Origin of the sequence: Sporosarcina ureilytica, from assembly GCF_001753205.1 — a bacterium.
Lineage (GTDB): Bacteria > Bacillota > Bacilli > Bacillales_A > Planococcaceae > Sporosarcina > Sporosarcina ureilytica.
This window is the reverse complement of the sequence record NZ_CP017560.1, coordinates 2108566-2133643: the sequence shown is the minus strand read 5'-3', so window position 1 is coordinate 2133643 and position 25078 is coordinate 2108566. Positions and strand designations below refer to the sequence as shown.

General features: G+C 38.7%; 30 protein-coding genes and 1 pseudogene. 27 read left to right on the top strand and 4 right to left on the bottom strand.

What is annotated here, in order from left to right; all coding sequences use genetic code 11:
• Positions 1 to 52 precede the first annotated feature (52 nt).
• The 9 genes from BI350_RS10575 to mtnN all read left to right on the top strand — a co-directional run bounded on the left by BI350_RS10575 (position 53) and on the right by mtnN (position 5867).
• Positions 53 to 325: an IreB family regulatory phosphoprotein gene (locus BI350_RS10575; RefSeq protein WP_075528085.1), complete on the top strand. Its 273-nt coding sequence runs from the start codon at positions 53 to 55 to the stop codon at positions 323 to 325.
• A complete protein-coding gene (ruvX, locus tag BI350_RS10570; RefSeq protein WP_075528084.1) occupies positions 322 to 741 on the top strand; it encodes a Holliday junction resolvase RuvX in 420 nt (139 codons plus the stop codon). The genes BI350_RS10575 and ruvX overlap by 4 nt, the downstream gene beginning before the upstream one ends.
• A 9-nt stretch (positions 742 to 750) precedes the next feature.
• Positions 751 to 1047 carry a DUF1292 domain-containing protein gene (locus BI350_RS10565; protein ID WP_075528083.1) on the top strand — a complete coding sequence of 99 codons (297 nt, stop codon included), beginning with the start codon at positions 751 to 753 and terminating at the stop codon, positions 1045 to 1047.
• 242 nt (positions 1048 to 1289) lie between these two features.
• On the top strand, positions 1290 to 2408 hold the full coding sequence (mltG, locus tag BI350_RS10560) for an endolytic transglycosylase MltG (protein WP_075528082.1): 1119 nt from the start codon (positions 1290 to 1292) through the stop codon (positions 2406 to 2408).
• Positions 2409 to 2417: 9 nt separating this feature from the next.
• A complete protein-coding gene (locus BI350_RS10555) occupies positions 2418 to 3080 on the top strand; it encodes an O-methyltransferase (RefSeq protein WP_082295046.1) in 663 nt (220 codons plus the stop codon).
• Positions 3081 to 3135: 55 nt separating this feature from the next.
• Positions 3136 to 3798 carry a uridine kinase gene (udk, locus tag BI350_RS10550; protein ID WP_075528081.1) on the top strand — a complete coding sequence of 221 codons (663 nt, stop codon included), beginning with the start codon at positions 3136 to 3138 and terminating at the stop codon, positions 3796 to 3798.
• 78 nt (positions 3799 to 3876) lie between these two features.
• A complete protein-coding gene (gene greA / locus BI350_RS10545; protein WP_075528080.1) occupies positions 3877 to 4353 on the top strand; it encodes a transcription elongation factor GreA in 477 nt (158 codons plus the stop codon).
• Positions 4354 to 4494: 141 nt separating this feature from the next.
• The gene (locus BI350_RS10540; RefSeq protein ID WP_075528079.1) at positions 4495 to 5145 is read left to right on the top strand and encodes a YrrS family protein; all 651 of its coding nucleotides are present in this window, start codon (positions 4495 to 4497) and stop codon (positions 5143 to 5145) included.
• A 29-nt stretch (positions 5146 to 5174) separates the two neighbouring features.
• Positions 5175 to 5867 carry a 5'-methylthioadenosine/S-adenosylhomocysteine nucleosidase gene (mtnN, locus tag BI350_RS10535; protein WP_075528078.1) on the top strand — a complete coding sequence of 231 codons (693 nt, stop codon included), beginning with the start codon at positions 5175 to 5177 and terminating at the stop codon, positions 5865 to 5867.
• 290 nt (positions 5868 to 6157) lie between these two features.
• Here the strand turns inward: mtnN and sigK are convergent, their stop codons facing one another.
• A complete protein-coding gene (sigK, locus tag BI350_RS10530; protein WP_075528077.1) occupies positions 6158 to 6859 on the bottom strand; it encodes an RNA polymerase sporulation sigma factor SigK in 702 nt (233 codons plus the stop codon).
• Between the two features lie 187 nt (positions 6860 to 7046).
• On the opposite strand from sigK, the gene BI350_RS10525 reads away from it, so the two are divergent.
• The 11 genes from BI350_RS10525 to BI350_RS10475 all read left to right on the top strand — a co-directional run bounded on the left by BI350_RS10525 (position 7047) and on the right by BI350_RS10475 (position 15645).
• A complete protein-coding gene (locus BI350_RS10525) occupies positions 7047 to 7562 on the top strand; it encodes a YqeG family HAD IIIA-type phosphatase (RefSeq protein WP_075528076.1) in 516 nt (171 codons plus the stop codon).
• Positions 7559 to 8662 (top strand): ribosome biogenesis GTPase YqeH, encoded by a 1104-nt coding sequence (gene yqeH, locus BI350_RS10520; RefSeq protein WP_425423254.1) that lies wholly within the window; start codon positions 7559 to 7561, stop codon positions 8660 to 8662. The genes BI350_RS10525 and yqeH overlap by 4 nt, the downstream gene beginning before the upstream one ends.
• Before the next feature lie 31 nt (positions 8663 to 8693).
• Entirely contained in the window at positions 8694 to 9536 is an 843-nt protein-coding gene (gene aroE / locus BI350_RS10515) for a shikimate dehydrogenase (RefSeq protein WP_075528074.1), read from the top strand.
• Positions 9523 to 9813 (top strand): ribosome assembly RNA-binding protein YhbY, encoded by a 291-nt coding sequence (gene yhbY / locus BI350_RS10510; RefSeq protein ID WP_075528073.1) that lies wholly within the window; start codon positions 9523 to 9525, stop codon positions 9811 to 9813. The genes aroE and yhbY overlap by 14 nt, the downstream gene beginning before the upstream one ends.
• Positions 9814 to 9825: 12 nt before the next feature.
• Positions 9826 to 10404, top strand: a complete 579-nt coding sequence (locus tag BI350_RS10505; protein ID WP_075528072.1) for a nicotinate-nucleotide adenylyltransferase — start codon at positions 9826 to 9828, stop codon at positions 10402 to 10404.
• Positions 10385 to 10954, top strand: coding sequence for a bis(5'-nucleosyl)-tetraphosphatase (symmetrical) YqeK (yqeK, locus tag BI350_RS10500; RefSeq protein ID WP_075528071.1), 570 nt, complete (start codon positions 10385 to 10387; stop codon positions 10952 to 10954). The genes BI350_RS10505 and yqeK overlap by 20 nt, the downstream gene beginning before the upstream one ends.
• Positions 10955 to 11305, top strand: coding sequence for a ribosome silencing factor (rsfS, locus tag BI350_RS10495; RefSeq protein ID WP_075528070.1), 351 nt, complete (start codon positions 10955 to 10957; stop codon positions 11303 to 11305).
• Positions 11302 to 12042, top strand: a complete 741-nt coding sequence (locus BI350_RS10490; RefSeq protein WP_075528069.1) for a class I SAM-dependent DNA methyltransferase — start codon at positions 11302 to 11304, stop codon at positions 12040 to 12042. The genes rsfS and BI350_RS10490 overlap by 4 nt, the downstream gene beginning before the upstream one ends.
• A 67-nt stretch (positions 12043 to 12109) precedes the next feature.
• Positions 12110 to 12757, top strand: coding sequence for a helix-hairpin-helix domain-containing protein (locus BI350_RS10485; RefSeq protein ID WP_168157263.1), 648 nt, complete (start codon positions 12110 to 12112; stop codon positions 12755 to 12757).
• A gap of 39 nt (positions 12758 to 12796) precedes the next feature.
• Positions 12797 to 13360, top strand: coding sequence for a ComE operon protein 2 (locus tag BI350_RS10480; RefSeq protein WP_075528068.1), 564 nt, complete (start codon positions 12797 to 12799; stop codon positions 13358 to 13360).
• A 374-nt stretch (positions 13361 to 13734) separates the two neighbouring features.
• Positions 13735 to 15645, top strand: coding sequence for a DNA internalization-related competence protein ComEC/Rec2 (locus BI350_RS10475; protein WP_168157262.1), 1911 nt, complete (start codon positions 13735 to 13737; stop codon positions 15643 to 15645).
• A 116-nt stretch (positions 15646 to 15761) separates the two neighbouring features.
• Here the strand turns inward: BI350_RS10475 and BI350_RS10470 are convergent, their stop codons facing one another.
• Positions 15762 to 15896 carry a YqzM family protein gene (locus BI350_RS10470; RefSeq protein ID WP_075528066.1) on the bottom strand — a complete coding sequence of 45 codons (135 nt, stop codon included), beginning with the start codon at positions 15894 to 15896 and terminating at the stop codon, positions 15762 to 15764.
• Between the two features lie 161 nt (positions 15897 to 16057).
• On the opposite strand from BI350_RS10470, the gene holA reads away from it, so the two are divergent.
• Complete coding sequence (gene holA / locus BI350_RS10465; RefSeq protein ID WP_075528065.1) at positions 16058 to 17080, top strand: DNA polymerase III subunit delta; 1023 nt, start codon at positions 16058 to 16060, stop codon at positions 17078 to 17080.
• A gap of 264 nt (positions 17081 to 17344) precedes the next feature.
• Here holA and BI350_RS17440 read toward each other — a convergent pair.
• Both BI350_RS17440 and rpsT read right to left on the bottom strand, forming a co-directional pair.
• Positions 17345 to 17475 (bottom strand): annotated as a pseudogene (locus BI350_RS17440) (transposase); the annotation flags it as partial.
• 320 nt (positions 17476 to 17795) lie between these two features.
• On the bottom strand, positions 17796 to 18047 hold the full coding sequence (rpsT, locus tag BI350_RS10460; protein ID WP_075528064.1) for a 30S ribosomal protein S20: 252 nt from the start codon (positions 18045 to 18047) through the stop codon (positions 17796 to 17798).
• 196 nt (positions 18048 to 18243) lie between these two features.
• Here rpsT and gpr point away from each other — a divergent pair, with 196 nt between their 5' ends.
• The 6 genes from gpr (at position 18244) to grpE (ending at position 24953) form a co-directional block, all read left to right on the top strand.
• A complete protein-coding gene (gene gpr, locus BI350_RS10455) occupies positions 18244 to 19281 on the top strand; it encodes a GPR endopeptidase (protein ID WP_075528063.1) in 1038 nt (345 codons plus the stop codon).
• Between the two features lie 50 nt (positions 19282 to 19331).
• On the top strand, positions 19332 to 20144 hold the full coding sequence (gene spoIIP / locus BI350_RS10450; protein WP_075528062.1) for a stage II sporulation protein P: 813 nt from the start codon (positions 19332 to 19334) through the stop codon (positions 20142 to 20144).
• A 53-nt stretch (positions 20145 to 20197) separates the two neighbouring features.
• Positions 20198 to 22021, top strand: a complete 1824-nt coding sequence (lepA, locus tag BI350_RS10445; protein ID WP_075528061.1) for a translation elongation factor 4 — start codon at positions 20198 to 20200, stop codon at positions 22019 to 22021.
• Positions 22022 to 22091: 70 nt separating this feature from the next.
• Positions 22092 to 23225, top strand: a complete 1134-nt coding sequence (hemW, locus tag BI350_RS10440) for a radical SAM family heme chaperone HemW (RefSeq protein ID WP_075528060.1) — start codon at positions 22092 to 22094, stop codon at positions 23223 to 23225.
• Positions 23226 to 23320: 95 nt separating this feature from the next.
• Complete coding sequence (gene hrcA / locus BI350_RS10435) at positions 23321 to 24385, top strand: heat-inducible transcriptional repressor HrcA (protein WP_075528059.1); 1065 nt, start codon at positions 23321 to 23323, stop codon at positions 24383 to 24385.
• Entirely contained in the window at positions 24375 to 24953 is a 579-nt protein-coding gene (gene grpE, locus BI350_RS10430) for a nucleotide exchange factor GrpE (protein WP_075528058.1), read from the top strand. Before hrcA ends, grpE begins: the two co-directional genes overlap by 11 nt.
• The last annotated feature ends 125 nt before the right edge of the window (positions 24954 to 25078 follow it).

The following is a 25078-nucleotide window of genomic DNA, read 5'->3' as shown; positions in this document are numbered from 1 at the left end:
TAAGATGACACTTGTTGACACAAAAGGAAAATCTGAAAGCGGGGTTGCATAAATGAATTCATACGACAAAACGATGAAGTTCAACTTTCCTGAAGAATCAATGGAAGAAGAAGTAAAGCAAGTCATGCTTCATGTCCATAAAGCATTAGACGAAAAAGGGTACAATCCGATTAATCAAATCGTAGGGTATCTACTATCAGGTGACCCTGCCTATATCCCACGTCACGAAGATGCACGGAATTTGATCCGAAAACTAGAGCGAGACGAAATTATCGAAGAACTTGTGAAGTTTTATATCCGTGAAAACGGGGGACAACTTAAGTGAGGATAATGGGGTTAGACGTCGGCTCAAAAACAATTGGGGTTGCAATTAGCGATGCCTTAGGGTGGACAGCCCAAGGCATTGAAACGATTTCAATTAATGAGACTGAAGGAAAGTTTGGTTTGGAACGAATTCGTGAACTTATCTCAGAGTATAAGGTGAATGAGTTCGTCATTGGCTACCCGAAAAATATGAACAATACGGTTGGTCCAAGAGGGGAAGCATCTGAACATTATGCGGACCTCTTAAAAGAAAATTTCAATCTTCCTGTAACTTTATGGGATGAAAGATTGACGACAATGGCTGCGGAGCGTACACTAATTGAGGCGGATGTTAGTCGGAAAAAACGTAAACAAGTAATAGATAAAATGGCAGCCGTTATGATATTACAAGGTTTTTTAGACAGAAAAAATAGATGAGGTGAAAAGATGGAACACGGACAAGAAACAATGACAATTGTAGATGAAAATGGAAACGAGCATGTATGTGAAGTAATCCTTACATTTGAATCAAAAGACTACGGAAAATCGTATGTGCTTTACCACGTTTTAGGGAAAGAGGAAGATGATACTGAGGAGATCGAAATTCATGCCTCAGCATTCATACCAAATGAAGACGGTGAAGAAGACGGTGAACTTATGCCTATTGAAGACGATGAAGAGTGGGCTATGGTCGAAGAAACATTGAACACATTTTTAGGTGAAGAAGAAGAGGAAGAAGATTAACCTTTATATGCACGTTAGCGGGACGGTGCAATACCGTTCCGTCTTTTTCGTTATGTAATTAAATCTTCTAGATGAGTCAATTTCATAATTACCTAAAACCGCTAATCGCAACGAAAAGATTGGATTATGAGATTGACTAAGATATACAAAAAGTAGATATGTCGTCAACTTCAATACATAACTTATATCTTATTTTAAACTGTATGGTCGGATTGTTTCCGAATGAAAGAGGTGGATGACGCATGGATAAAGGTTCGAAAAAAGAAGTCATGTTCGAACGAATGCGTGAAAAGAAAAAAGAAGTAAAAATCGTTAGGAAAATTGTCTTTGGGATTGCGCTAGGTATTCTAGTCATTGGTTTAATAGGTGGATTATTTACTTATAATTATATTTCAAAAGGATTAAAAGCATACGATCCAAATTCTGAGGAACTCATTGAAGTTAACATCCCGATTGGTTCGGGTTTAAATAATATTTCAAAAATCCTCGAAGAAAAAGGTATTGTTAAAAGCGCGCGCTTATTTAAGTATTACGCCAAATTTAATAACGAATCTAAATTTCAAGCAGGTACGTATGAATTATCAAAATCAATGACACCCGATGAATTAATAAAAAGTTTAAAAACAGGAAAAGTATATCGCGAACCGGTATTTACGTTAACAGTACCTGAGGGCCTGACGCTTAAAGAAGTCGCTAGTATTGTAGAAAATCGAACAAATGTAAGTGCAGAAGACTTTTTAGCTTATGTGAATGATAAAGAGAATATCGAATTTTTAATGGGGAAATATCCGCATTTAATTACAGAAGAAGTTTTTGGTGAACAGATTAAATTTCCTTTAGAAGGATATTTATTCCCGGCAACTTATCCATTTTACGAAGAAAATCCATCTGTTGAAATGATCGTCGATAGCATGTTGGAAGCGACAGAAGCGAATATTTTACCGTTTTTAGATTATCTAGAGAAAAAAGATAAATCCGTTCATTGGCTGTTAACCTTCGCTTCATTGTTAGAAAAGGAAGCAACGGCACAGGCGGATCGGGAGACGATTGCGAGTGTATTCTATAACCGTCTAGCCATCGACATGCCATTACAAACAGACCCAACTGTTGCCTATGCGCATGGCGAACATTTAAGTAGAACGTATTATAAGGACCTTGAAATCGATGACCCATACAATACGTATAAATACGCAGGGATTCCTCCAGGACCGATTGCAGGCGCAGGAAAGTCTTCTATAGAGGCTGTCGTTGATCCATCTCAAACAAAATATTTATACTTTTTAGCAGGGAAAGATGGCATGAACCATTTCGCTGTAACTTATGAAGAACATTTAAGTAATCGTGCGAAATATATAGACTAAAATGGCTAAATGATTGAGGAGTTGGCTACGATTTATAAATATGAAACTTACATAGCTGACCTAGGAAAAGAAAAGGATTCACTTTTGTTAGAAATGGAAAGCTATGCAATAAAAAATCATGTCCCAATTATGGGAAGTCATGCAATTGAAACTTTTATTGGGTTGCTATCGTTACAAAAACCTGAAAATATTCTTGAAATCGGAAGTGCAATTGGCTATTCAGCAATTAGGATGGCCCAGGCCTTCCCAAATGCATCGATTACAACGATTGAGCGTGATTCGGAACGCTATCATAAAGCTAGTGATTATATTGAAGCTTCCGAACTGAATCATCGTATCGAGATTATTGAAGCCGATGCATTAGAATTAGCGATTGATACGCATTTAAAGAAACCATATGATGCTCTTTTTATTGATGCAGCCAAAGGGCAGTACAAGCGTTTCTTTGAAAAATATTCACCTTTAGTGATTCCTGGTGGAGTTATTTATTGCGATAATATGTTCATGCATGGTATGGTTTTGCAGGAAGATAAAGACGTGCCAAGACGAAAGCGTACAATGATCCGTAATTTGAAGGAATTTACTTCATGGGTAATGGCGCATCCTAGTTTTGATACATTCTTACTTCCAGTAGGTGACGGAATATTAATTGCAATAAAAAAAGAAGCATAGTAAAATGGCGTTTCACCAAAAATGAAACACCTTTGCAACTGAAAGGATGCCAAAAATGAAAGTAGATAAACCACTCGTCATCGGAATTGCTGGAGGTTCGGGATCGGGAAAAACGAGCGTTACGAATGCAATTTACGATGTATTTAAAGATAACTCGGTCGCTGTCATAGGCCAAGATTTTTATTATAAAGACCAGTCGCATCTTCGCTTTGAAGAGCGGTTAGAAACGAATTACGACCATCCGCTTGCGTTCGATACGGATTTATTAGTAGAGCATATTCAATTGTTGCTCAACCGACAACCTATTGAAAAACCAACATATGATTATACATTGCATACACGTTCAAATGAAACGGTTATGATAGAACCGAAAGATGTCATAATTGTTGAAGGGATTCTTGTATTAGAAGATGTCGCACTTCGAAATTTAATGGATATTAAATTGTTCGTCGATACAGATGCGGATCTCCGGATTATTAGAAGGATTTTGCGCGACATTCATGAAAGAGGTCGTTCTATCGATTCAGTCGTTGAACAATATCTATCCGTTGTTCGTCCGATGCACAATCAATTTATCGAACCTACAAAGAAATATGCAGATATTATTGTCCCAGAAGGTGGGAAAAATAAAGTCGCAATTGACCTGATGGTGACAAAAATAAAAACAATTCTTGATAAAGGAACAGAATTATACTATGATGATGACATAAAATCATAGGCGTTACTTGCTATGTCGCATACTAAAATACAAAGCGGCATAGTATTTTTATGAATAGTAATTTGAGGAGTGATGGGAATGATTACGGAAAAGAAATTTCCGATGACTGCTGCGGGAAAACTAAAGCTAGAAGAAGAGTTAGAACATCTAATAACGGTTAAACGTAAAGAAGTTGTAGAACGCATTAAAATTGCAAGAGATTTTGGTGACCTTTCGGAAAACTCAGAGTATGACTCTGCGAAAGAAGAACAGGCATTTATCGAAGGAAGAATTTCATCAATTGAAGGAATGATTCGCAATGCAGTGATTATTAATGAATCTGAATTTAATACAGATGAAGTACAACTTGGAAATACAGTAACATTTAAAGAATTACCAGATGGTGATGAAGAAACCTACACAATTGTTGGTTCAGCTGAAGCGAATCCGATTGAAGGATTAATCTCCAATGACTCGCCAATTGCAAAAGGATTAATGGGCCACAAAAAAGGCGATGAAGTAAAAATAAATACGCCTGGTGGAGAAATGTCGGTTACAATCGTTGAAATAAAATAACGTTCTGAAACCGCCTTCATTCGAGGGCGGTTTTATCTATGAAATAAAGCCCTTATGATGAATAAAAGATAGGGAACAAATTTCTACTTGAAACGTCTCATCCAGTAAGCGACTAAACTATACCTGGGAGCTGAATGAAGCATGAACAATCCTAACCATAACTTCTCCAGATTGGATAGAAAGAAGAAACGCAAAGATAAAATATTGAATGTGTTAATTGCAGCTGTCGTTGTTGCAATTGTAATTACGTCATCAATTATTTTCCTAGGCGGCGATAAAGAGCAATCTGATAAAGAAGATGTGAAAAACAATGAGGAAATAGTAGAGCAAAATAAAGATGATGAGGTTTCTAAAGAAGAGGATCCTTCGCTACATGACGAAGAAGTAGAAGAAGAAAATGTAGACATAATTGACGAGGATACTGAATTAGAAGAAGTTGAAGATGTTGAAATAACAGTCGATCCAAATGATCCAATCGTTTCACAATCCATCGTCAATCCTGCTTGGGAGCCAATCGGAACAGAGCAGACCGGTGAGCATGCTTCTGTATACAAGCGTGACTCAATAGACTGGATAGAAAAAGAGCGGGCTCTCACTTATGCGACGGGATTATCGGCTGATAATATGATTATTTGGAAGCTTAAAAACGGGGGAAGTCCTCAAAAATCAATTGGAATTGTTTCTTCTAAAGACAAAACTGAAAAGTACCAAGTTTTCTTAGAATGGGTGGACAATGAAGGTTGGAAACCTGTGAAAATGGATGTACTTACAACTTTAGACTTTAATTATTAACATGAGATCAAAGAAATGGAGGGATATTTGTGAAAGTTGGAGTAATCGGTGCAATGGAGGAAGAAGTCAATCTCCTACGTGAAGAAATCGAATCACCAAAAACAAAAATCATCGCAAATTGTGAGTTTGTTGAAGGTGTAATTGGCCAACATGAAGTAGTTCTTGTGAAAAGTGGCATTGGGAAAGTGAATGCAGCCATCGCCACGACGTTATTACTTGAAACTTATCAGCCAGATGTTGTCATAAACACAGGATCGGCAGGTGGATTTTTAGATACACTGGAAATAGGATCTATCGTCATCTCCGATGAAGTATGTCATCACGATGTGGATGTAACTGCATTCGGTTATGCGCATGGACAAGTTCCAAATTTACCTGAAACATTTAAAGCAGAATCAACGCTTATCCAATCAGCGAAGGAAGCTGTAGATGAAATAGGTCAACATACATCTGCAGTCGGTCTAGTTGCTTCAAGTGACTCGTTTATGAGCGATACAGACCATGTAGAACGAGTCAGACAAATTTTCCCAACGATGATTGCTGCTGAAATGGAAGCTGCAGCAGTTGCGCAAGTTTGTCATCAGTTCGGCACGCCTTTCGTTGTCATCCGTGCGTTGTCAGATATTGCTGGAAAAGAATCTTCAATTAGTTTTGATGAGTTCCTTCCGGTGGCTGCACGTCATTCAACAGATATTGTTTTACGTGTCATCTCGAAACTTTAATGGTTTCATGGTAAGATAAGGATGAAGTAAATCATATTTGTTATCTTGCGATTGGGAGGGGTTTATCGATGGATGGAATTATGTTTGCTATGATGTCTGGCGTTTTTATTTTCGCGATTGCTGTATCGGCTGTTATTTTACGTGAGGTTAACGAAGAGTGAGATGATTGAAGAGGCGCTTCCACTGGGATTGACTCCCAGTTGGAAACGCCTTTTCATTTGGATTTGATAAATGTTTTATCATATATTGTAGCTATAATATTTATAGTTCTAACGGGTGAAAATATAAGTTTAATCATTATATTCATGTTTGAAAAGCTGGTATAATTTTACAATGGCACGTTTCTCGATTCTTGAAACATAACTTCTGGAAATATTGAGTTGTTCTGCAATTGCTTTTTGGGTCATCGGTTTGTCATCTAATAGACCGAAGCGCCTTTGAATAATTTCAAGTTCTCTTCCGTCCAGTTTGCCGAGATGCTTATACAATCTTTCTTTTTCTTCATTTTGTTCTACTGCGACGATAGGGGATTCATCGTCCGTTTGGAGCAAGTCTGCAATTTGCAATGATTGACCGTCGCTCTCACCGCCAATCGGTTCAAACAAGGATACATCTTTTTGTACTTTTTTCTGAGTGCGTAGATACATTAATATTTCATTTTCAATACAGCGTGCCGCATATGTTGCTAGCTTCGTTTTTCGATCGGACGTATACGTGTTTACTGCTTTCATAAGACCGATTGTTCCGATAGAAATATAATCGTCTAGAAACTCATGTTTTGGATGGAATTTTTTTACGATATGTGCAACGAGCCGCATGTTCCGTTCGATTAGTTCATCACGTGCGTCTTCATCTCCGGCCGCGAGTCGCGCAAGACAAGCAGCTTCTTCTTCTTTAGAGAGTGGACGCTTGAATGCCTGCCCTCGTATATAACCGATAACTGCAGGAATCTCGAGCCATAGTTGAATCACCGACATGACAAATCCGCTCATCAGGCCACCTCCTTGTCGTTGTATGACAGCATATGCGGTCGTCATATGCGTAATGAGTAAAATACTTCGATATTTATAGCGGACAAGCGCGAATAGTTGTCCTACAAAAAAAGATAAGACATTGCGAAGAAAAGCTCCTTGTATGTTATAATACTTGGGTATTAAGTTGAAAATCGGAGTGAATGGAATGCTAAAGAAGTTTTTGCCGAATGAGTTTGTGAAGGACGTCTTTCACATCAAAGCTGAACAATTAAAAGAGCGCGGCATAAAAGGAATCATAACAGATTTGGATAATACGCTCGTCGCCTGGGACCGTCCTGATGCGACACCTGAAATTATTGAATGGTTAGAAGGTATGCAACAGGCGGGAATACGGGTGACAATCGTTTCTAATAATAATGAGTTACGTGTAAAAGCATTTTCTGAGCCGATTCAAATGCCATTTATTTCGAAAGCGAATAAACCTTTAGGTACAGCATTTAGGCGTGCAGTAAAGTTAATGGGAACGAAAAAGGAAGAAACAGTCGTGATAGGAGACCAATTATTAACAGATATTTTTGGTGGAAATCGTCAAGGGCTTCACACGATTTTAGTCATTCCTGTTGCGACATCTGATGCGAAAATTACAACTTTTAATCGGAACTTAGAAAGCTTTATTATGGAGCGTTTAAGACGACGCGGCCTTATTTATTGGGAGGAATAACATTGGAAGAATTAAAATGTATTGGATGTGGCATTACGATACAAACGGAGGATCCTAAGATAGAAGGATATGCACCACCCGCATCCTTGACAAATGAGGACCTTGTTTGTCGTCGTTGCTTCCGTCTTCGTAATTATAATGAGTTACAGCCTGTATCGTTAACAGGCGATGATTTTTTAGATATACTGAATGGCATTGGAAGCAAAGAGGGAATGGTCGTTAAAATCGTCGATATTTTTGATTTTAACGGTAGTTGGATTTCTGGGTTGCATCGTTTTGTAGGCAATAAGGATATTTTATTAATCGGTAATAAATCTGACCTACTTCCAAAATCGATTAATCCAAACAAAGTAGTCAATTGGATGAAAAGAGAAGCAAATAAGCTTGGCTTAAAACCGGCAGATGTGTTACTTGTTTCAGCCTTTAAAGGGCATGGCATGGAAGAAGCGTTACAGAAAATTGATAGGCTTCGAAATGGGAAAGATGTCTACGTTGTAGGTTGTACAAATACAGGGAAATCGACTTTTATTAATCATATTATTAAAGGTGCAACTGGTGCAAATGAAGTCATTACAACGTCCCATTTCCCGGGTACAACATTAGATATTGTAGAAATCCCATTGGACGATGGAAAAGCAATTTATGATACGCCAGGCATTATTAACGACCATCAAATTGCCCATTATTTAGACGAAAAAGATTTGAAGTTAATTACACCAAAATCTGAGTTGAAGCCGAAAGTATTCCAATTAAATGCCGAGCAAACTTTATATGTCGGAGGATTGGCGCGTTTTGACTTTATCTCCGGTGAACGTTCATCGTTTTTAGTGTATGTCTCAAATCGACTAGAAATTCATCGGACAAAATTAGCGAATGCGGATGCATTGTATGAGAAACATAAAGGGGCAATGCTATCGCCGCCGTCTGGGGATTCAGTAGAGAAAATGCCAGAACTTGTTCGTCATGAATTTTCGATTAAAGAGAAAAAGGTAGATATCGTTATTTCAGGATTAGGTTGGATTACTGTTCAGGAACCAAGTGTCGTTGCTGTTCATGCACCCCGGGGTGTGAATGTAATCCTGCGACCATCTTTAATATAAACTCGTTGTAATCAGGGGGGATGGGTAACAAATGAAAAAATGGTATGCTGTTATCGGTGATCCGATAAGTCAATCCATGTCGCCAAATATGCATGATGAATGGTTTAATGAAAATAATATGAATGCATCTTATAGTCCACATCATATATACCCAGAACATCTTGGCCAGGCAGTTGAAAGCTTAAAACTACTTGGATGCAGTGGTTGGAATGTAACGGTTCCGCATAAAAGTGCCATCATTCCTTTTTTAGATGAAATAGATGAATCGGCCGAAGTGATGAATGCAGTCAATACAGTAGAGGTGCTTCCAGATGGTTCGCTTCGCGGCTCGAATACGGACGGTGCGGGATTTGTTCAATCTTTAGAAGAAATGTTCGGCCACCTATGTGTCGAGAAAAAAGTTCTCGTCATTGGGGCTGGTGGGGCGGCGCGAGGAATTTGTTATGGTTTACATGAAAAGGGGTATGGCCCCATGTATGTCACGAATCGAACAATTGAAAAAGCACAACAATTGGCAGAGCATCTACCGAATGCCAAAGCATTGACAATAACAGAGGCAGAAAATATACTTGATGAATTTGGGTTAATTATTCAAACGACTTCGGTTGGGATGAATTATGCAGTTGCAGGAATGCCACTTAACCCATCTAAAGTTGCAGCGGGAACAGTTGTTGCAGATATCATTTATAATCCGTTAGAAACTGAGTTTTTGAAAGTGGCTCGTGAGAACGGAGCACAGACAATGAACGGCGTAGGGATGTTTGTCCATCAAGGTGCACTAGCATTTGAAAAATGGACAGGTATCCAGCCAAATACAGCAAATATGATTGATAAAATAACAGAAAAACTAGGAGGAAATTATGTTAACAGGTAAACAAAAAAGATTTTTACGTAGCGAGGCACATCATCTGCAACCTTTATTTCAAATTGGAAAACAAGGTTTAACAGAATCTGTCATTACGCAAATTGAGGAAGCTTTAGAATCGAAAGAATTGATTAAAGTAAATATTTTACAAAATTGTAGTGAGGATAGAAAAACAATCTCGGAGAAATTATCTGAACGCGTGGGACTTCATGTCGTTCAAGTAATTGGAAATGTGCTCATATTGTATAAAGAATCCGTAGACAATAAGCAAATTCAATTACCATAAGGAGGTCATTCCTTGAAGAGAGTGGGCATACTTGGGGGGACTTATAATCCGCCACATATTGGGCATCTCATTATCGCGAATGAAGTGAAGCATGCCCTTGAACTTGACGAAGTTCGATTTATGCCAAATGCTTTACCTCCACATAAAGCAGCCGATAAACAAGTGACGAAAGAACAGCGTCTCCAAATGGTAAACTTAGCCATACAAGGAATAGATGGCTTTACTGTTTCATCATATGAAGTGGAGCGTGGGGGCGTCTCGTATTCATTCGATACGATGTCCGCACTGATGGCGCAAGATCCGGATGTAGACTACTTTTTAATTATCGGCGGAGATATGATTGATTCGCTACATACTTGGCATCGAATCGATGAACTCGTCGAGCTCGTAAAAATTGTTGGTGTGGGCCGTCCAGGTTGGAAAAGTGATACGGACTATCCAGTAGAAATCATTACGATTCCAGAAATTGATATATCTTCGACGTTACTCCGTAAAAGATTTCAAGAAAATGGGACCGTTACATTTTTAATCCCTCCGGCAGTTGAGTCATTCGTTCGCAAGGAGGGATTGTATGGAACTGGCGCCTATTAAAAGTGAACTGGCAAATCGTTTAACTTCTTCACGATATGAACATGTTTTACGTGTTGCTGAGTTATCAAAAAAGATGGCGAAACAACATGGTGTCTCGGAAACAGCCGCTGAGAAAGCAGCTTTATTTCATGACATCGCCAAGTGTATGAAGAAAGAAGAGTTACTGCGCCGTTTAGAAGAAGCAGGTGAAGATAAACGATTAGTCGATTTTCACCATGAACTTTGGCACGGCCCAGTTGGCGCAATCATTGCACGGGAGACATTTGGGATCAATGACGAGGATGTTTTAAATGCGGTACGCTTTCATACGACAGGCCGAGCCAATATGTCGATGTTAGAAAAAATACTATTTATTGCTGACTTGATTGAGCCTGGGAGACAATTTCCAGGGGTAGATGAACTAAGAGAAAAGTCAAAAGGCTCCATCGATAAAGCGATGTATTATTGTATTGGCCATTCAATCGACTATTTAGTGTCTAAGAGAGCGGCGATTTTTCCAGACTCTTTTGATTGTTATAATGAATATATGTTAAAGGAAGGAATAATTTAAATGACGACTTCAACTTTACTATCAACAGCTTATCAAGCAGTTGACGATAAAAAAGCATCAGATATTGTAGTTTTAAATATGGAGGGTATCTCTGTGATGGCAGACCAATTCATTATTTGTCATGCCAATTCAGAAAGACAAGTACAAGCAATTGCACGTGAAGTCATTGACCAAGCGAGTGAGTTTGGCGTACATGTAAAACGTGTGGAAGGATTAGAATCGGGTCGCTGGGTATTAGCTGACTTGGGCGATGTAGTCGTGCACGTATTCCATAAAGATGAGCGTGGCCATTATAACTTGGAGAAGTTATGGGGAGACGCACCAAGGCTTCAAATGGTAGACGAAGAATGAAAGATAGCTATTCCCGATTTGCGGCGGTTTACGATGAATTAATGGAAGACATTCCATATGATACGTATGTTGAGTTAATTGCCCTTGCTGCCAATGGAATTGCCGGCAAGAAGATATTAGATATCGGGTGTGGGACGGGATTATTAGCTGCGAAGTTAGCAAAGTCAGGGGGAAATGTCACAGGAGTTGACATTTCTCCTGACATGCTTCAAATTGCGACTGAACGGGCGAAGTCATTAAATTTACCGATCTCATTTCTGCTTCAGCCGATGCAAAAACTTGAAGGACATAGCGGATTTGATGTCGCTGTTATTCCGATCGATTCTCTGAATTATGTAACGGACCGAACGGAAGTGCTTCAAACATTCCATCATGTTTACCAAGCATTATCGGTCGGGGGCGTATTGTTATTTGATGTACATTCAACCTTTAAAACGGACGTAATATTTTTAGAGAGTCCTTTTACTTATGATAATGAAAGAATTGCATACATATGGCAAACGGAGCCTGGGGAAGATGTACACTCGGTTTATTCCGAATTAACCTTTTTTGTAAAAAAAGAAAATGATTTGTATGAACGGTTTGATGAAGTGCATTATCAAAGAACGTTTCCGGTCCAAGAGTATGTGGATATGTTACTTGAAGTTGGATTTAAAATTGAGAGAGTTTTTGCCGATTGGGATGATAAAGCGCCCGAAGAAGAAAGTGAAAGAATCTTCTTTCAAGTCCGTAAATAAGCATTGAAATTTATTTGGATTTGTTTATAATAGAGGTACTCCATATGGATACTCATTGAGAGAAAGGGTGAATCACCTGTTTCAATCTTTTGTATCCGATAATTGGCGTAAACTTTTATTCCCACTCGTAGCAATCGCTGTTATTCTTGCATATTTGTTCATTCCCCGTGGACAAGCAGACGATTCTCCAATCGACTTCAGCGAGCAAATTCCATTTTCAGAAGTAAATGAAAAAGAAATTGAAGAGCCAGAAAATAGGATAGAAAGTGTTCCATCCATCCTAGTTGTCGATGTGAAAGGAGCAGTCCTTCGCCCAGGCGTTTACACATTAGAAGAAGGTGATCGTCTAATCGATGCGATTAACGCCGCTGGTGGTTATTTACCGGAAGCAGATGCACGACTAGTGAACCTTGCGTTAAAATTAACGGATGAACTGCTCGTTTATATTCCGACTGAAGGTGAGGAATTGCTAGAGTCAGAAGCGATTGTCAGCTTAATAGATTCCTCAGCGGTGGATGATGACACAATCAATCTTAATACGGCTACTGAAATTGAACTTATGACAATTAGTGGCATTGGACCGGCGAAAGCGCAATCCATCATTCAGTATCGTGAAGAAAACGGTCCATTTCAGTCACCAGAAGAGTTGATGAACATTTCCGGTATCGGACAAAAGACATTCGAAAAACTTCAACATCAAATTAAAGTTAAATAAAAATAGATGAACAATTTTGGACACGATGGAGGCATTCATATGGAGCGAATTACATGGGACCAATTTTTCATGGCGCAATGTCATCTGTTAGCATTGCGAAGTACGTGTACAAGACTTGCGGTTGGAGCGATTATTGTACGTGATAATCGAATGATTGCAGGTGGTTATAACGGCTCGATTTCGGGTGGCGACCATTGCATTGACCACGGTTGTTATGTCGTTGATAACCATTGTGTACGAACGATTCATGCTGAAATGAATGCATTGTTACAATGCGCAAAATATGGAACAACGACAGCGGACTCAACGATTTATGTGACTCATTTTCCTTGCTTACAATGTGCGAAAGCTATTATTCAAGCAGGAGTAAAAAGAATCATATACGCCACAGACTATCGAAATAATGAGTATGCGGCAACTTTATTTGCGCAATCAGGGATTTCTGTTCAACATATTCCTTTCGATGAAAGTAAAGTAGATTTTTTAGGCGATAAAAAATTGAGCCTTGTCAATGACATGTTAGCGTCTATGCGTGAATTAGGTGCAGATGAAGAACAATTGGACCCTCTACTTAGAAGGGTGGAAGAATTATTCGGAATATAATTGTTCAAATTCGCTTTATTTATGTAGCTATACCGGTTGCCGTCTCTGCGTTTGCCGCATACGGCACGGTATACTTATTATTATTAAATCTTTTACTTCTCCCTCTCTTTTTAAAGCAAAAAGATGATTTCCTCACGCCTTTCTTTGCGGTTATAGCCGCTATACTCTCCTTTTTTTATTTCATAACAATCGTCCCTGATCCAATTGAAACTGGTGAAGAAAATAGTACACTTACTTGGACAGATAACGCCAAAATTGACGGTGGAGCGATTAAAGGTTTTGCCAGAACTGAATCTGGCCAGACGGTTTATGCGATATACCAATTTGAAAATGCAGATGAAAAACAAAGATTTAAAGAAATGGATGTAGCAACAATGGAGTTTTACATTTCAGGTTCTTTTCAGTCCATTGAAATACCCTCACATCCGTATGCGTTTAATATGGAACAGTATTTAAGGATGTACGGAGCTTCGGGTATCCTAAAAGTCGATCGTATATTTTCGTATAAAATAAACAAATCCTTTACTACACGCTTATTAACACAGCGAAAAAATGTTCAACAGCATATCCGGGAGACTTTTCCAGAATCACTCATTCCTGAAGCCGAAGCTTTGTTAATTGGGGATCGGAGTGGCATGAGCGAAGAAGATGCTGCAAATTATAGAAAGTTAGGGATTACGCATTTATTTGCGATTTCTGGGCTTCATGTAGGCTTGTTAGTTTTTATCGTTCGAGAATGTTTGCTCCGTTTAAAAATTCGGCGAGAAAACGTAGATGTTTTGCTGATAATCCTATTACCGCTTTATGCAATCATTGCAGGTGGCGCTCCTTCGGTATGGCGTGCCGTCATTGTCACCATTCTAGTCCTGCTCACTATTTACGGTCGCCTGCCAATGAAATTGGATAGCGCTCTTGCGATAAGTGCAATTGGTTTTATGCTCTATAAACCGTATGTTATATTCCAACCTGGTTTTCAATTGTCTTACTTAGCCGCATTATCATTAATTTTATCTTCTAAAATCTTGTCTAGACAATCGTCTAAGTTAAAGTTATCTTTTTTAGTGACGATGATTAGTCAATTGTCGTTGTATCCTATTTTATTACTCCACTTTTATGAACTATCTTTATCTTCATTTTTGGTCAATTTACTGTACGTACCTTTGTATTCTGTTGTCATATTACCGATGAATCTAATTTTGCTTCTGCTCACATCAGTGGCGATGCCAATTGCAAAATTGCTCTTTTTCTTGTATGTTCCGTTTCGCGCTCTCATTGATCAAGGTACAGTTTGGTTATCTGCGATTCCTTATCAATTGTGGAACCCGGGAAGGCCCGCATCTATTGCGCTAGTTTTGGCGGTAGTCGGTGTTGTACGCTTTTTCACATTATATGAAGTAAGGGAGAAGCTAAGTCGCTGCTTGCCTTATGTGCTTATTCCGACGTTCCTTATCCAATTTCTACCTTATACAGAGAGTCAATTACGTGTAACTTATTTGGACGTGGGGCAAGGAGATAGCATTGTCATTGAACTGCCTTATAAACGTGGTGTTTATATGATTGACACAGGCGGCACAGTTTCATTTGGAGAAAAAACATGGCGCTCACCAACAACACCTTTTGAAGTAGGGCGAAAAATTGTAGTGCCTTACTTAAAAGGAAGAGGCATTACGGAAGTTGATAAGCTAATAATTTCACATGCCCATATCGATCATATGGGCGGGGCGCATGAAGTTGTGGAAGATATTCGTGTAAAAGAAATTCACATCCCTAAAAATAGTGGGGATGTAGAGGAAATGGAAAAGCTTGTTCGTGCCGCGAATGATAGGAAGGTGTCTATTATGGAAATGAAAGACGGAAATGGTTGGGAGAATAATGATTTTGGTTTTTATTATGTTGGACCACAAACAGAAGAGTATGTAGGGAATGATAGTTCTCTTGCCTTGTATATGACAACAACGGGTCCGTCGTTTTTATTTACAGGGGATATGGAAGAAGCCGCGGAAAGAAAATTTTTAACGAAATATAAATTTATGGACTTTAAAAATCCAATTTTAAAAGTAGGACATCATGGAAGTAAAACATCGAGTACAGACTCCTTTATTAAAGCGCTACAACCTAAACTAGCTGTTATTTCTGCTGGAAGAAACAATCGGTTCGGACATCCGAGCAAAGAAGTGCTAGAGACATTTCAAAAGTATCAAGTTCCAGTATTTGTTACTGCGGATAACGGATCAATTACCGTACTTGTAGAAGGTGAAGAATTTAGTGTATCCGTGATGCAGTAGTGCAAAAGAAAAAACGGACGAGCGCTCCTTGATGGGAATCTTGTCCGTTTTTAACCCGAAATAACAGTGGGTTATGTAGGTCACCAGTTTAGAAAATGACCGATTCAACGATTTGGTTAGCTTGCAATGAAGTCGATTACTGTAGCAATAATAAATATACTGGAGAAAAATCCAAATGCTACAACAAATCCTACACCAGAATCTACAAAATCATTGCGTTTTGATTGTACATCATGTTCGAACTCGTTCATTGCTACACCTCCTATATATCCAATCTAAGTATAAGCGATTGGATTATAAAAATCTATACAAATCGTCTATATCTCTTGCGTTCGAGAGAAATGACACAAATTGTTCATACAGTCTTTTCATTTTAAGGTATAATAAAAGGGTAAAGAGTTGAGGTGAAAAAATGCCAAATGCTATATGGAAAAAAATCGCATCCGGTAAAGTGGACGCTGTATATTTACTAACGGGTGTTGAACATCACATATTTGATGCTACGATTGAACGGTTAAAAAAGGCATTACCTGAAATCGATGATGCATCTGTCGTGCGGTTTGATTTGGAAGAGACACCAGTAGAAGCTGTCATTGAAGAAGCGGATACATTGCCATTTTTACAAGACCATAAGTTAATTATCGCCAACCATGCGGTGTTTTTAAGTGGGCAAGATAAAAAAAGAGCAGAAGTAGATCATAATTTAACAGTGTTAGAACAATGGTTAGAAAATCCATCTCCAACAGCTACGGTTGTGTTTATTGCGCCTTATGAAAAGTTGGATGGTCGTAAACGAATTACTAAAAAAATGAGAGACCTGTCAACGGTCATCGAAGCGAATCGACTGGAAGGGAAAGATCTTCTAACATGGATTCAACACGAAGCAAAAACAAATGGGTCACATATTTCATCCGCTGCGGCTCAAACGTTAATGAATACAGTTGGAGATAATTTGTTATCTCTCGCAACAGAAATTCGTAAAATGGCAACCTACCTTGGTGAAAATGGTGAAATTACGAATGATTTAATCGAGATGCTTGTACCGCGAACACCGGAAATGGATGTATTTCGACTAACGGACGCTTATGTAGCAAGTAATATTCCGAAGACGGTCTCTATCTACCATGATTTATTAAGAAGCGGAGAAGAACCGATTATGTTAACATCGCTAATTGCGGGACAAATTCGTTTAATGATTCATGTGCAATCATTACGAAAAAAGGGGTATCAACAGCAACAAATTGCAAAAGCGCTACACGTCCATCCGTATCGTGTGAAATTAATGTTGGAAAATAGGCGGATACCGAATGAAAGTCGATTGCTACAAATATTGAAGCAATTGGCAGATATTGATTATAAATTAAAAACAACCAGTGGGAAACGTGAACGTTTGCTAGAATTGTTTTTTATGGATTCGCTCCAGCAACGTCGTTGAATGTTAAATTACAAAAAAGGGTTCTATGTCAAATGTTGGGGTGATGTGTTTTGCACGTCACCCTATTTTTATGATTTATACTTTGACAAGTTGATTTCCGCTCCAGGTGGACGCGTTCGGCGGGGCGTGCGGTGAGCCGCTTCCTTCGCTTCGCTCCGTCCAGGGTCTCACCTAGGAAAAAGTGAACTACCTTTTTCCCTGCTACTCCCGCCCGAGTCGCCACCTTGCGCTCCAATCAACAGATAACATTCTTTTATACTTTGTTCATGACCCTACTAAATGAGTGCCAATTGCTTTATATTTTATTAAACCTTTGCTCTCGCATGATCAAAGCGTCTTAAACCATATGCGTTCCTCTTCATTACTTTTGTTTTATTATTAATTCCTTCTAAAAATTCTCCCCAACTTCCTCGGTTATCTCAATAATTACATCTTTTAATCCAGGGATCTTCATGTTAAAATTCATTTTCACGGGTACCTATCCCTTACTTTTTTCTCGACAATTAAAGTGTAAAAGATTTAGGTGACTTCGTGCATTTTTATGCCAAATTGTTTTGAAACCCCAACATATATAATAGAACCCAAAAGTTTACATATAAAAAGACCGTCACATGAATTTGCATCATCGCTATGTGCGATAGGTGCAATTCAATGGACGGTCTTTTTGATTAGCTACCGGGTCGTCTAAACGACGACGCCTTCAGCATATCTTAGATTATAGCGCTTTTCTCGTAAGACGTGCTTTTTGACGTGATGCATTGTTTTTATGGATAAGGCCTTTTCCAGCGGCAGTATCAATTAATTTCACTGCATGTGACAGAAGTACTGAAGCGTTCTCTTCTTTATTGTCAAGAGCTAGTTCTGCTTTACGAATCGCAGTACGCATAGTTGCTTTTGCATGTGCGTTACGTTCGTTGCGTTCTGCGCCTTGCTTTACGCGTTTAATAGCTGATTTAATGTTTGGCAAATCGTTCACCTCCAATTTCAGGTAGGGAAAATGTTTCATCATACTTAAGAAATCACTTTCATAACATGCATAATTTTAACAAAGGAATCATAGAAATGCAACAAAAAAATATATGTATTATGATGGAGCGTTTGAATTACTCAGCTAGAGAATATTTCATAGTCACAACGCACAGACTGAAGCACGAGGTGATTCTATGGAGAAATTTGATTTTTATCGGACAGACCTCCTTGTCGAAAGTGAAGAAATGGTCCGTCATCAAACTGAGAGTGAAAAAGATAAACTAGAGGAATCGAAAGGAATAATATTTAACGAATCAACGCATGGGAGAGTTAAGTTAACGGAAGTTGTCGTAGATGAATTAGGCGAAAAACGAATCGGGAAGAAAAAAGGAAATTATATTACGTTAACAGTGCCTTCATTAACGCCAAATGATAGTGAGGAAATCACACAGTTATCCCAACTGTTAATAGACAAGCTAGACGGTATTGTGAAAAATAAAGAAGCTATTGCTAATGGAAAGATTTTATTTATTGGATTGGGAAATAGGGAAGTTACGCCAGATGCAGTTGGTCCGTTAGCGATGGATAGGTTAAGGGAAATTGTGGCGGAATATTATACTGAAGACGGCGGAGAAGTGTTTGTCTATGCACCAGGCGTAACGATTCAAACCGGTTTGGAAACTGCTGATTTTATTAAAGCCGTTGTTTCGGAAGTTGAGCCGGATTTACTTATCGTTATTGATGCACTGGCTGCTCGTGATTCATCTAGGTTATGTCGAACGATTCAATTAACAGATACTGGTATCCATCCAGGTTCTGGTGTAGGCAATAGCCGAAAAGAAGTATCGGAGGAAACATTAGGTCTGCCAGTGATTGCAATTGGCATACCGACAGTTGTAGATGGTCCTGTACTTATCGCAGATGCGATCGATACAATGTTTAGTTATATTGCATCGAAGATTGAAGAAGAAAAAAGTCCATCTTCAAGTTTGTCAGTGACCCCTTGGCTACGTTCGGAAAACAAAGAAGTAGATCGTTCCGTTTTAAAACCAATTTTTGGAGACTGGGCAGAATGGCCGCATGAAGAACGCGTTCAGCTTTTTGAAGAAGTGTTAACGAATCATGAGCTGCGAACGTTCGTTTCACCTAAGGAAGTTGATGCTTGGGTTGCACTTTATGCGGAAAATTTATCTACCTCATTATCCCATTGGGTTCGTAGTATTAAAAAGTAATCATGTATCCGTTTCTAGCTGCATATAGTTGAGGAACGGAGGGGTTTAACATGAAGAAAACATTGCAAATATGGAGTGCTTTTATTCTTATTCTATTTCTATTCCCAATAATAATGAATCTCCTTCCAAACAGTACTACTTCAGCAACATCGAAACTAATGAAAGAGCCACTTAAAATTGTCTATGCCTCGAATGTGTTTCAAGAGGAAGTACAGGAAGAGAAGAAGAAAGCACTTCTTTACTTTACGCATAATCACGAAGCGTTTGAACCAGTGACGAAAGAAAAAAGTGGAAAAGTAACCGTTTCGCACCGAACTGAAAATATTACAAAGTTTGGTGAAAAACTACAAGCACAACTTGCGGTAAATGGGATAGAAACGGATATATTACCGGTAAATAACATGCAGGAACTTGAAAAGAAGCGTATGCCTTTTTCAAAAGCTTATCACGCAGTTCGTCCTTTTGTACAACAGCAAATTGAGCAGTCTGACTATGACTTGATACTTGATATGCATCGTGATTCGATTGGTCGGGATAAAACAACCATCAGTTATGAAGGGGAAAACTATGCAAAAGTGGCTTTCGTTATTGGGTTAGAACATCCAAATCATAAGCATAACGAGGAAAAGGCGATGAGGCTAAAGGCAGAAATGGAGAAACGAGTTCCGGGGATTACTCGTGGGCTAATTAGAAAAAGTGGGCCAGGAGTGGACGGGAAATATAATCAAGACTTACATCCTAATTTACTTGTTATTGAATTAGGCGGCATTGAAAACAAAGAAGATGAATTAAATCGGACAATTGCAATCGTAGCTGAAGCGGCAACTTCAATTTTATCGAATGAAAATGACGCAGAAAATTGAACAACGAGGCGTTCACTGGTATACTTCTAGTAGCAGAAATAGGAGTGAACAGAATGAATTCAGAACAGAAATTAGCGCGTCAGAAAAATATTAGAAACTTTTCTATCATTGCCCATATTGACCATGGGAAATCTACACTTGCTGACCGAATCTTGGAACAAACGAATACATTAACAGCGAGAGAAATGACTACGCAAACATTAGACTCAATGGATCTAGAAAAAGAGCGTGGCATTACGATTAAGTTAAATGCGGTTCAGTTGACGTATACGGCAAGAGATGGGGAAGAATATACATTTCACCTCATTGATACGCCAGGACACGTCGACTTTACATACGAAGTGTCAAGGAGTTTAGCGGCTTGTGAAGGTGCCATCCTGGTCGTCGACGCGGCGCAAGGAATTGAAGCACAGACGCTTGCGAACGTCTATTTAGCAATCGACAACGACCTTGAGATTTTACCGGTTATTAACAAAATCGACTTACCTGCTGCAGATCCTGAGCGAGTAAAAGCGGAAGTGGAGGATGTAATCGGTCTAGATGCATCTGAAGCTGTCCATGCCTCTGCAAAAGCAGGGATTGGTATTGAAGACATCTTAGAACAAATTGTAGAGAAAGTGCCTGCACCAACAGGAGATCCTGATGCGCCATTAAAGGCGTTAATTTTTGACTCTCACTACGACCAGTATAGAGGGGTTATTGCTTATATTCGAGTGATTGACGGGTCCGTAAAGCCTGGAGATAAAATTCGAATGATGGCAACAGGAAAAGAGTTTGAAGTGCTTGAAACAGGTGTCTTTACACCACATGAAACGCCGATGAAAGAATTGAATATTGGTGACGTTGGTTATTTATCAGCATCGATTAAAAACGTTGGTGATACACAAGTCGGGGATACAATTACAAAAGCGGACAATCCTGCAGAAGAAGCGCTACCTGGATATAGAAGAATGAATCCAATGGTTTTCTGTGGATTATATCCTATCGATACGTCCAAATATAATGACTTACGTGAAGCCTTAGAAAAGCTAGAGTTAAATGACTCTGCACTTGAATATGAGCCCGAAACATCTCAAGCTCTTGGATTCGGTTATCGTTGCGGTTTCTTAGGATTACTCCATATGGAAATTATTCAAGAACGTATCGAACGTGAGTTTAATATTGAACTTATCACTACTGCACCAAGCGTTATTTACAATGTCGTCACAACAGACGGGGAGCACCATAAAGTGGACAACCCATACATGATGCCAGATGCACCACTCATTGATTATGTAGAAGAACCATATGTAAAAGCATCCATTATGGTACCTGAAGACTTTGTTGGACCAGTTATGGAACTATGTCAAAGAAAGCGCGGAAATTTCATTACGATGGATTACTTAGCATCTTCTAGAGTTAACGTCGTGTATGAATTACCGTTAGCTGAAATCGTATTTGATTTCTTTGATATGTTAAAATCAAATACAAGAGGCTACGCTTCATTAGATTATGAAATGATTGGTTATAAGGCATCGAAGCTTGTCAAAATGGATATCTTATTAAATGGAGAACAAATTGATGCATTAAGCTTTATTGTCCATAGGGACTTCTCATACGAACGTGGAAAAGCGATTGTTGAAAAGTTACGTGAGCTTATCCCAAGACAACAATTTGAAGTACCTGTCCAAGCAGCAATTGGTCAAAAAATTATCGCCCGTTCCACGATTAAATCTATCGGGAAAAACGTACTTGCAAAATGTTACGGTGGAGACATTTCTCGTAAGCGTAAACTACTTGAAAAGCAAAAAGAAGGTAAAAAGCGTATGAAACAAGTAGGATCCGTTGAAGTTCCTCAAGAAGCATTTATGGCCGTATTGAAAATGGACGAAGAGTAATCAATTTAGTAAAGCAATGGGAAGGGGGCGATTATGCCTCCTTTTTCCTGTTACGAAAGGAGAGCAGCGTATGAAAGGGATCTATATCCATATTCCGTTTTGTCATCAAATTTGTCATTACTGTGATTTCAATAAAGTGTTTTTTAAAAATCAACCAGTCGATGAATATATTGAAGCAATCGGAAAAGAGTTCGCGATGATGAAAAAAGAAGAAATTTCATTCGAAGCGGTTGAAACGGTTTTTCTAGGCGGCGGAACCCCTACATCACTATCAGCAGGCCAACTACATCGGTTACTTGAAATTATTGCTAAGTATGTAGATGTTGATTCGCTCCGAGAATTTACGACAGAAGCCAATCCCGATGAATTAACATATGAAAAGTTAGTCGTTTTGAAAAATGGTGGCGTTAAACGGTTAAGTATTGGCGTGCAATCTTTTGATGAGGATTTATTAAAGAAGATTGGAAGAACGCATAGCGCACATGATGCGACGCGTGTGATTCAAGATGCTCGAAAAGCCGGTTTTGATAATATTAGTATTGACCTTATTTATGGTCTACCTGGACAAACCATTGAACAATGGCAAGATACGTTGGACAAAGCAACGAACTTAGGCTTAGAACATTATTCAGGTTATTCATTAATTGTTGAACCGAAAACCGTTTTTTACAATTTAATGAACAAAGGGAAATTGCCTTTACCGGGTGAAGATGCGGAAGCAGAAATGTTGGAAATGCTTATTAAACATATGGAAAAGAATGGTCGTAACCAATATGAAATTAGTAATTTTGCAATGCCAGACTATGAATCCGTTCATAACCTTCTTTACTGGGAAAATGAATCATATGCGGGGATTGGAGCAGGTGCGCATGGATTTATAAATGGGCAGCGCTATTCAAATATAGGCCCGATTAAACAGTATATGGCTTCCCTAGATGAAGAGAAACGCCCAATTTTACACACACATGAAGTGACAGAAGTTGAAGCGATGGAAGAGGAAATGTTCTTAGGGTTAAGAAAAATTGAAGGTGTTTCAGCAAAGCATTTTGAAGAAAAGTTTGGTCGTGCTCTAAAAGATGTTTACGGGGATGCATTGCAGATGCTCATAAATAAAGGATTAATTGAACAAACTAATGACAGGTATAAATTAACAAATACTGGTTTATTTAGAGGGAACGAAGTGTTTCAACAATTTCTTACGTAGGTGGAAGTCTATTAATTGACAGTACCGATTGCATTTGTTAAATTATGATTAGTATTAGCACTCAACCTGAAAGAGTGCTAACAGGAGTGATAGTTATGTTGACAAACAGACAATTGCTCATTTTACAATTAACGGTCGACGATTACATCCAATCAGCGCAACCTGTTGGGTCTCGGCAACTATCTAAAAAACCGGAGGCGCCATTCAGTCCAGCGACGATTCGGAATGAAATGGCTGACCTAGAAGAAATGGGCTTTTTAGAGAAAACACATACATCTTCCGGGAGAATTCCTTCCGAGCAAGGATATCGATTTTATGTCGATCATTTATTGACGGAAAGTAAGCTTAACCGGGAAGATAGTCAGCAACTGAGTTCTATATTTCAGCAAAAGATTATGGAAACAGAAGAGTTGATTCGAAAATCAGCGACGATTATTTCAGATTTAACAAATTATACTTCGATTTTACTTGGTCCAGATTCGTCGATGCATGCGGTGAGACGCTTTTCAATCGTACCGCTAGATCAAAATACTGCAGTAGCCATTATTGTGATGGATAATGGTCAAGTTGAAAATCGATTATTTAATGTTCCGAAAGGATTTTCCGCTTCGGACATTGAGAAAATGGTGAATATCTTAAACGAACGACTAGTCGGAACACCTTTAGTTCATCTTCATAAAAAGCTTATCCAAGAAACGAGAGCTATTTTGGAAAAGCATATCGACCGCGCCGGAGAATTGTATGCTTCTTTTAAAGAAGCGATTGCAATTACGCCAGAGGAACGTTTGTATTTTGGTGGGAAATTAAATATGATTAACCAGCCGGAGTTCCACGATATAGAAAAGATGAAAACCTTTATCGATTTAATCGAGAAAGGAACGCATGCGACATCGATCTTCGAAAATATTCATCCTGGCATCGCTGTGAAAATTGGTTCCGAGAACAAACATAATGCAATGACAGATTTTAGTGTAATTACAGCAACATATTCTGCTGACGAAATGACAAACGGTTCCATAGCCATCATTGGTCCAAAACGGATGGATTATGGAAGGGTAATAACTTTGCTAAATCTGTTGAGCCATGACTTATCTCGTGAATTAGCGAGATTAACCATTGGCAACGGAACGGCAGGGAGGGAAAATAACGATGAAACATAATGAAGAAATTGAAGTAGAAACTGTTGCTGAGGAAGAAGTAACGGAAGTTGAAGAAACTGAAGTAGAAGATACGATTGAAACAGATGAGGAAACTAACGCTGTAGAAATCGACTCTGAAGAAACAGAACTAACTCAACTGAAGGAACAACTTAAAGAAGAAGAAAATAAATACTTTAGAGTACTCGCGGATTACGATAACTTTAAACGTCGTTCAACACAAGAGAAAGAAGCGATTCAAAAGTATCAATCTCAGCGTGTTTTAACAAGTATCCTACCAGTTTTGGATAACTTCGAACGTGCTTTAACAGTAGAAGCGAAGACAGACGAAGCGAAATCAATGATGGAAGGAATCGATATGATTTACCGTTCACTCGTCGATACGCTGAAGTCTGAGGGACTTGTTGAAATTGAAGCGTTTGATAAAGAATTCGATCCAAATTTTCATCAAGCAGTCATGACTGATAAGGATGAGGAAAAACCATCGGGCGTCGTGCTTGAAGAAATGCAAAAAGGTTATATACTAAAAGATCGAGTACTACGACCAGCTATGGTTAAAGTAAATGAGTAATTATTACTATCGCTAACTGTTCATGTTTGAACAAGTTAACTAAAGGATTTTTTAAAGGCGTACATTCCCTGTAAAAGGTAATTGTGCATAAATTTAATTGTGTATTATGTTTAGGAGGAATTTAT

What these genes read in the sequence shown, in the direction of transcription:
- BI350_RS10490 (WP_075528069.1), top strand. Translation starts at nt 11,302, where the DNA reads ATGAAAGATAGCTATTCCCGATTTGCGGCGGTTTACGATGAATTAATG.
- hrcA (WP_075528059.1), top strand. Translation starts at nt 23,321, where the DNA reads ATGTTGACAAACAGACAATTGCTCATTTTACAATTAACGGTCGACGAT.
- BI350_RS10540 (WP_075528079.1), top strand. Translation starts at nt 4,495, where the DNA reads ATGAACAATCCTAACCATAACTTCTCCAGATTGGATAGAAAGAAGAAA.
- BI350_RS10565 (WP_075528083.1), top strand. Translation starts at nt 751, where the DNA reads ATGGAACACGGACAAGAAACAATGACAATTGTAGATGAAAATGGAAAC.
- aroE (WP_075528074.1), top strand. Translation starts at nt 8,694, where the DNA reads ATGAAAAAATGGTATGCTGTTATCGGTGATCCGATAAGTCAATCCATG.
- mltG (WP_075528082.1), top strand. Translation starts at nt 1,290, where the DNA reads ATGGATAAAGGTTCGAAAAAAGAAGTCATGTTCGAACGAATGCGTGAA.
- grpE (WP_075528058.1), top strand. Translation starts at nt 24,375, where the DNA reads ATGAAACATAATGAAGAAATTGAAGTAGAAACTGTTGCTGAGGAAGAA.
- greA (WP_075528080.1), top strand. Translation starts at nt 3,877, where the DNA reads ATGATTACGGAAAAGAAATTTCCGATGACTGCTGCGGGAAAACTAAAG.
- udk (WP_075528081.1), top strand. Translation starts at nt 3,136, where the DNA reads ATGAAAGTAGATAAACCACTCGTCATCGGAATTGCTGGAGGTTCGGGA.
- BI350_RS10475 (WP_168157262.1), top strand. Translation starts at nt 13,735, where the DNA reads ATGGAGTTTTACATTTCAGGTTCTTTTCAGTCCATTGAAATACCCTCA.
- BI350_RS10480 (WP_075528068.1), top strand. Translation starts at nt 12,797, where the DNA reads ATGGAGCGAATTACATGGGACCAATTTTTCATGGCGCAATGTCATCTG.
- BI350_RS10470 (WP_075528066.1), bottom strand. Translation starts at nt 15,896, where the DNA reads ATGAACGAGTTCGAACATGATGTACAATCAAAACGCAATGATTTTGTA.
- gpr (WP_075528063.1), top strand. Translation starts at nt 18,244, where the DNA reads ATGGAGAAATTTGATTTTTATCGGACAGACCTCCTTGTCGAAAGTGAA.
- yqeK (WP_075528071.1), top strand. Translation starts at nt 10,385, where the DNA reads ATGGAACTGGCGCCTATTAAAAGTGAACTGGCAAATCGTTTAACTTCT.
- lepA (WP_075528061.1), top strand. Translation starts at nt 20,198, where the DNA reads ATGAATTCAGAACAGAAATTAGCGCGTCAGAAAAATATTAGAAACTTT.
- BI350_RS10555 (WP_082295046.1), top strand. Translation starts at nt 2,418, where the DNA reads ATGATTGAGGAGTTGGCTACGATTTATAAATATGAAACTTACATAGCT.
- BI350_RS10575 (WP_075528085.1), top strand. Translation starts at nt 53, where the DNA reads ATGAATTCATACGACAAAACGATGAAGTTCAACTTTCCTGAAGAATCA.
- BI350_RS10525 (WP_075528076.1), top strand. Translation starts at nt 7,047, where the DNA reads ATGCTAAAGAAGTTTTTGCCGAATGAGTTTGTGAAGGACGTCTTTCAC.
- rsfS (WP_075528070.1), top strand. Translation starts at nt 10,955, where the DNA reads ATGACGACTTCAACTTTACTATCAACAGCTTATCAAGCAGTTGACGAT.
- yhbY (WP_075528073.1), top strand. Translation starts at nt 9,523, where the DNA reads ATGTTAACAGGTAAACAAAAAAGATTTTTACGTAGCGAGGCACATCAT.
- hemW (WP_075528060.1), top strand. Translation starts at nt 22,092, where the DNA reads ATGAAAGGGATCTATATCCATATTCCGTTTTGTCATCAAATTTGTCAT.
- sigK (WP_075528077.1), bottom strand. Translation starts at nt 6,859, where the DNA reads ATGAGCGGATTTGTCATGTCGGTGATTCAACTATGGCTCGAGATTCCT.
- holA (WP_075528065.1), top strand. Translation starts at nt 16,058, where the DNA reads ATGCCAAATGCTATATGGAAAAAAATCGCATCCGGTAAAGTGGACGCT.
- spoIIP (WP_075528062.1), top strand. Translation starts at nt 19,332, where the DNA reads ATGAAGAAAACATTGCAAATATGGAGTGCTTTTATTCTTATTCTATTT.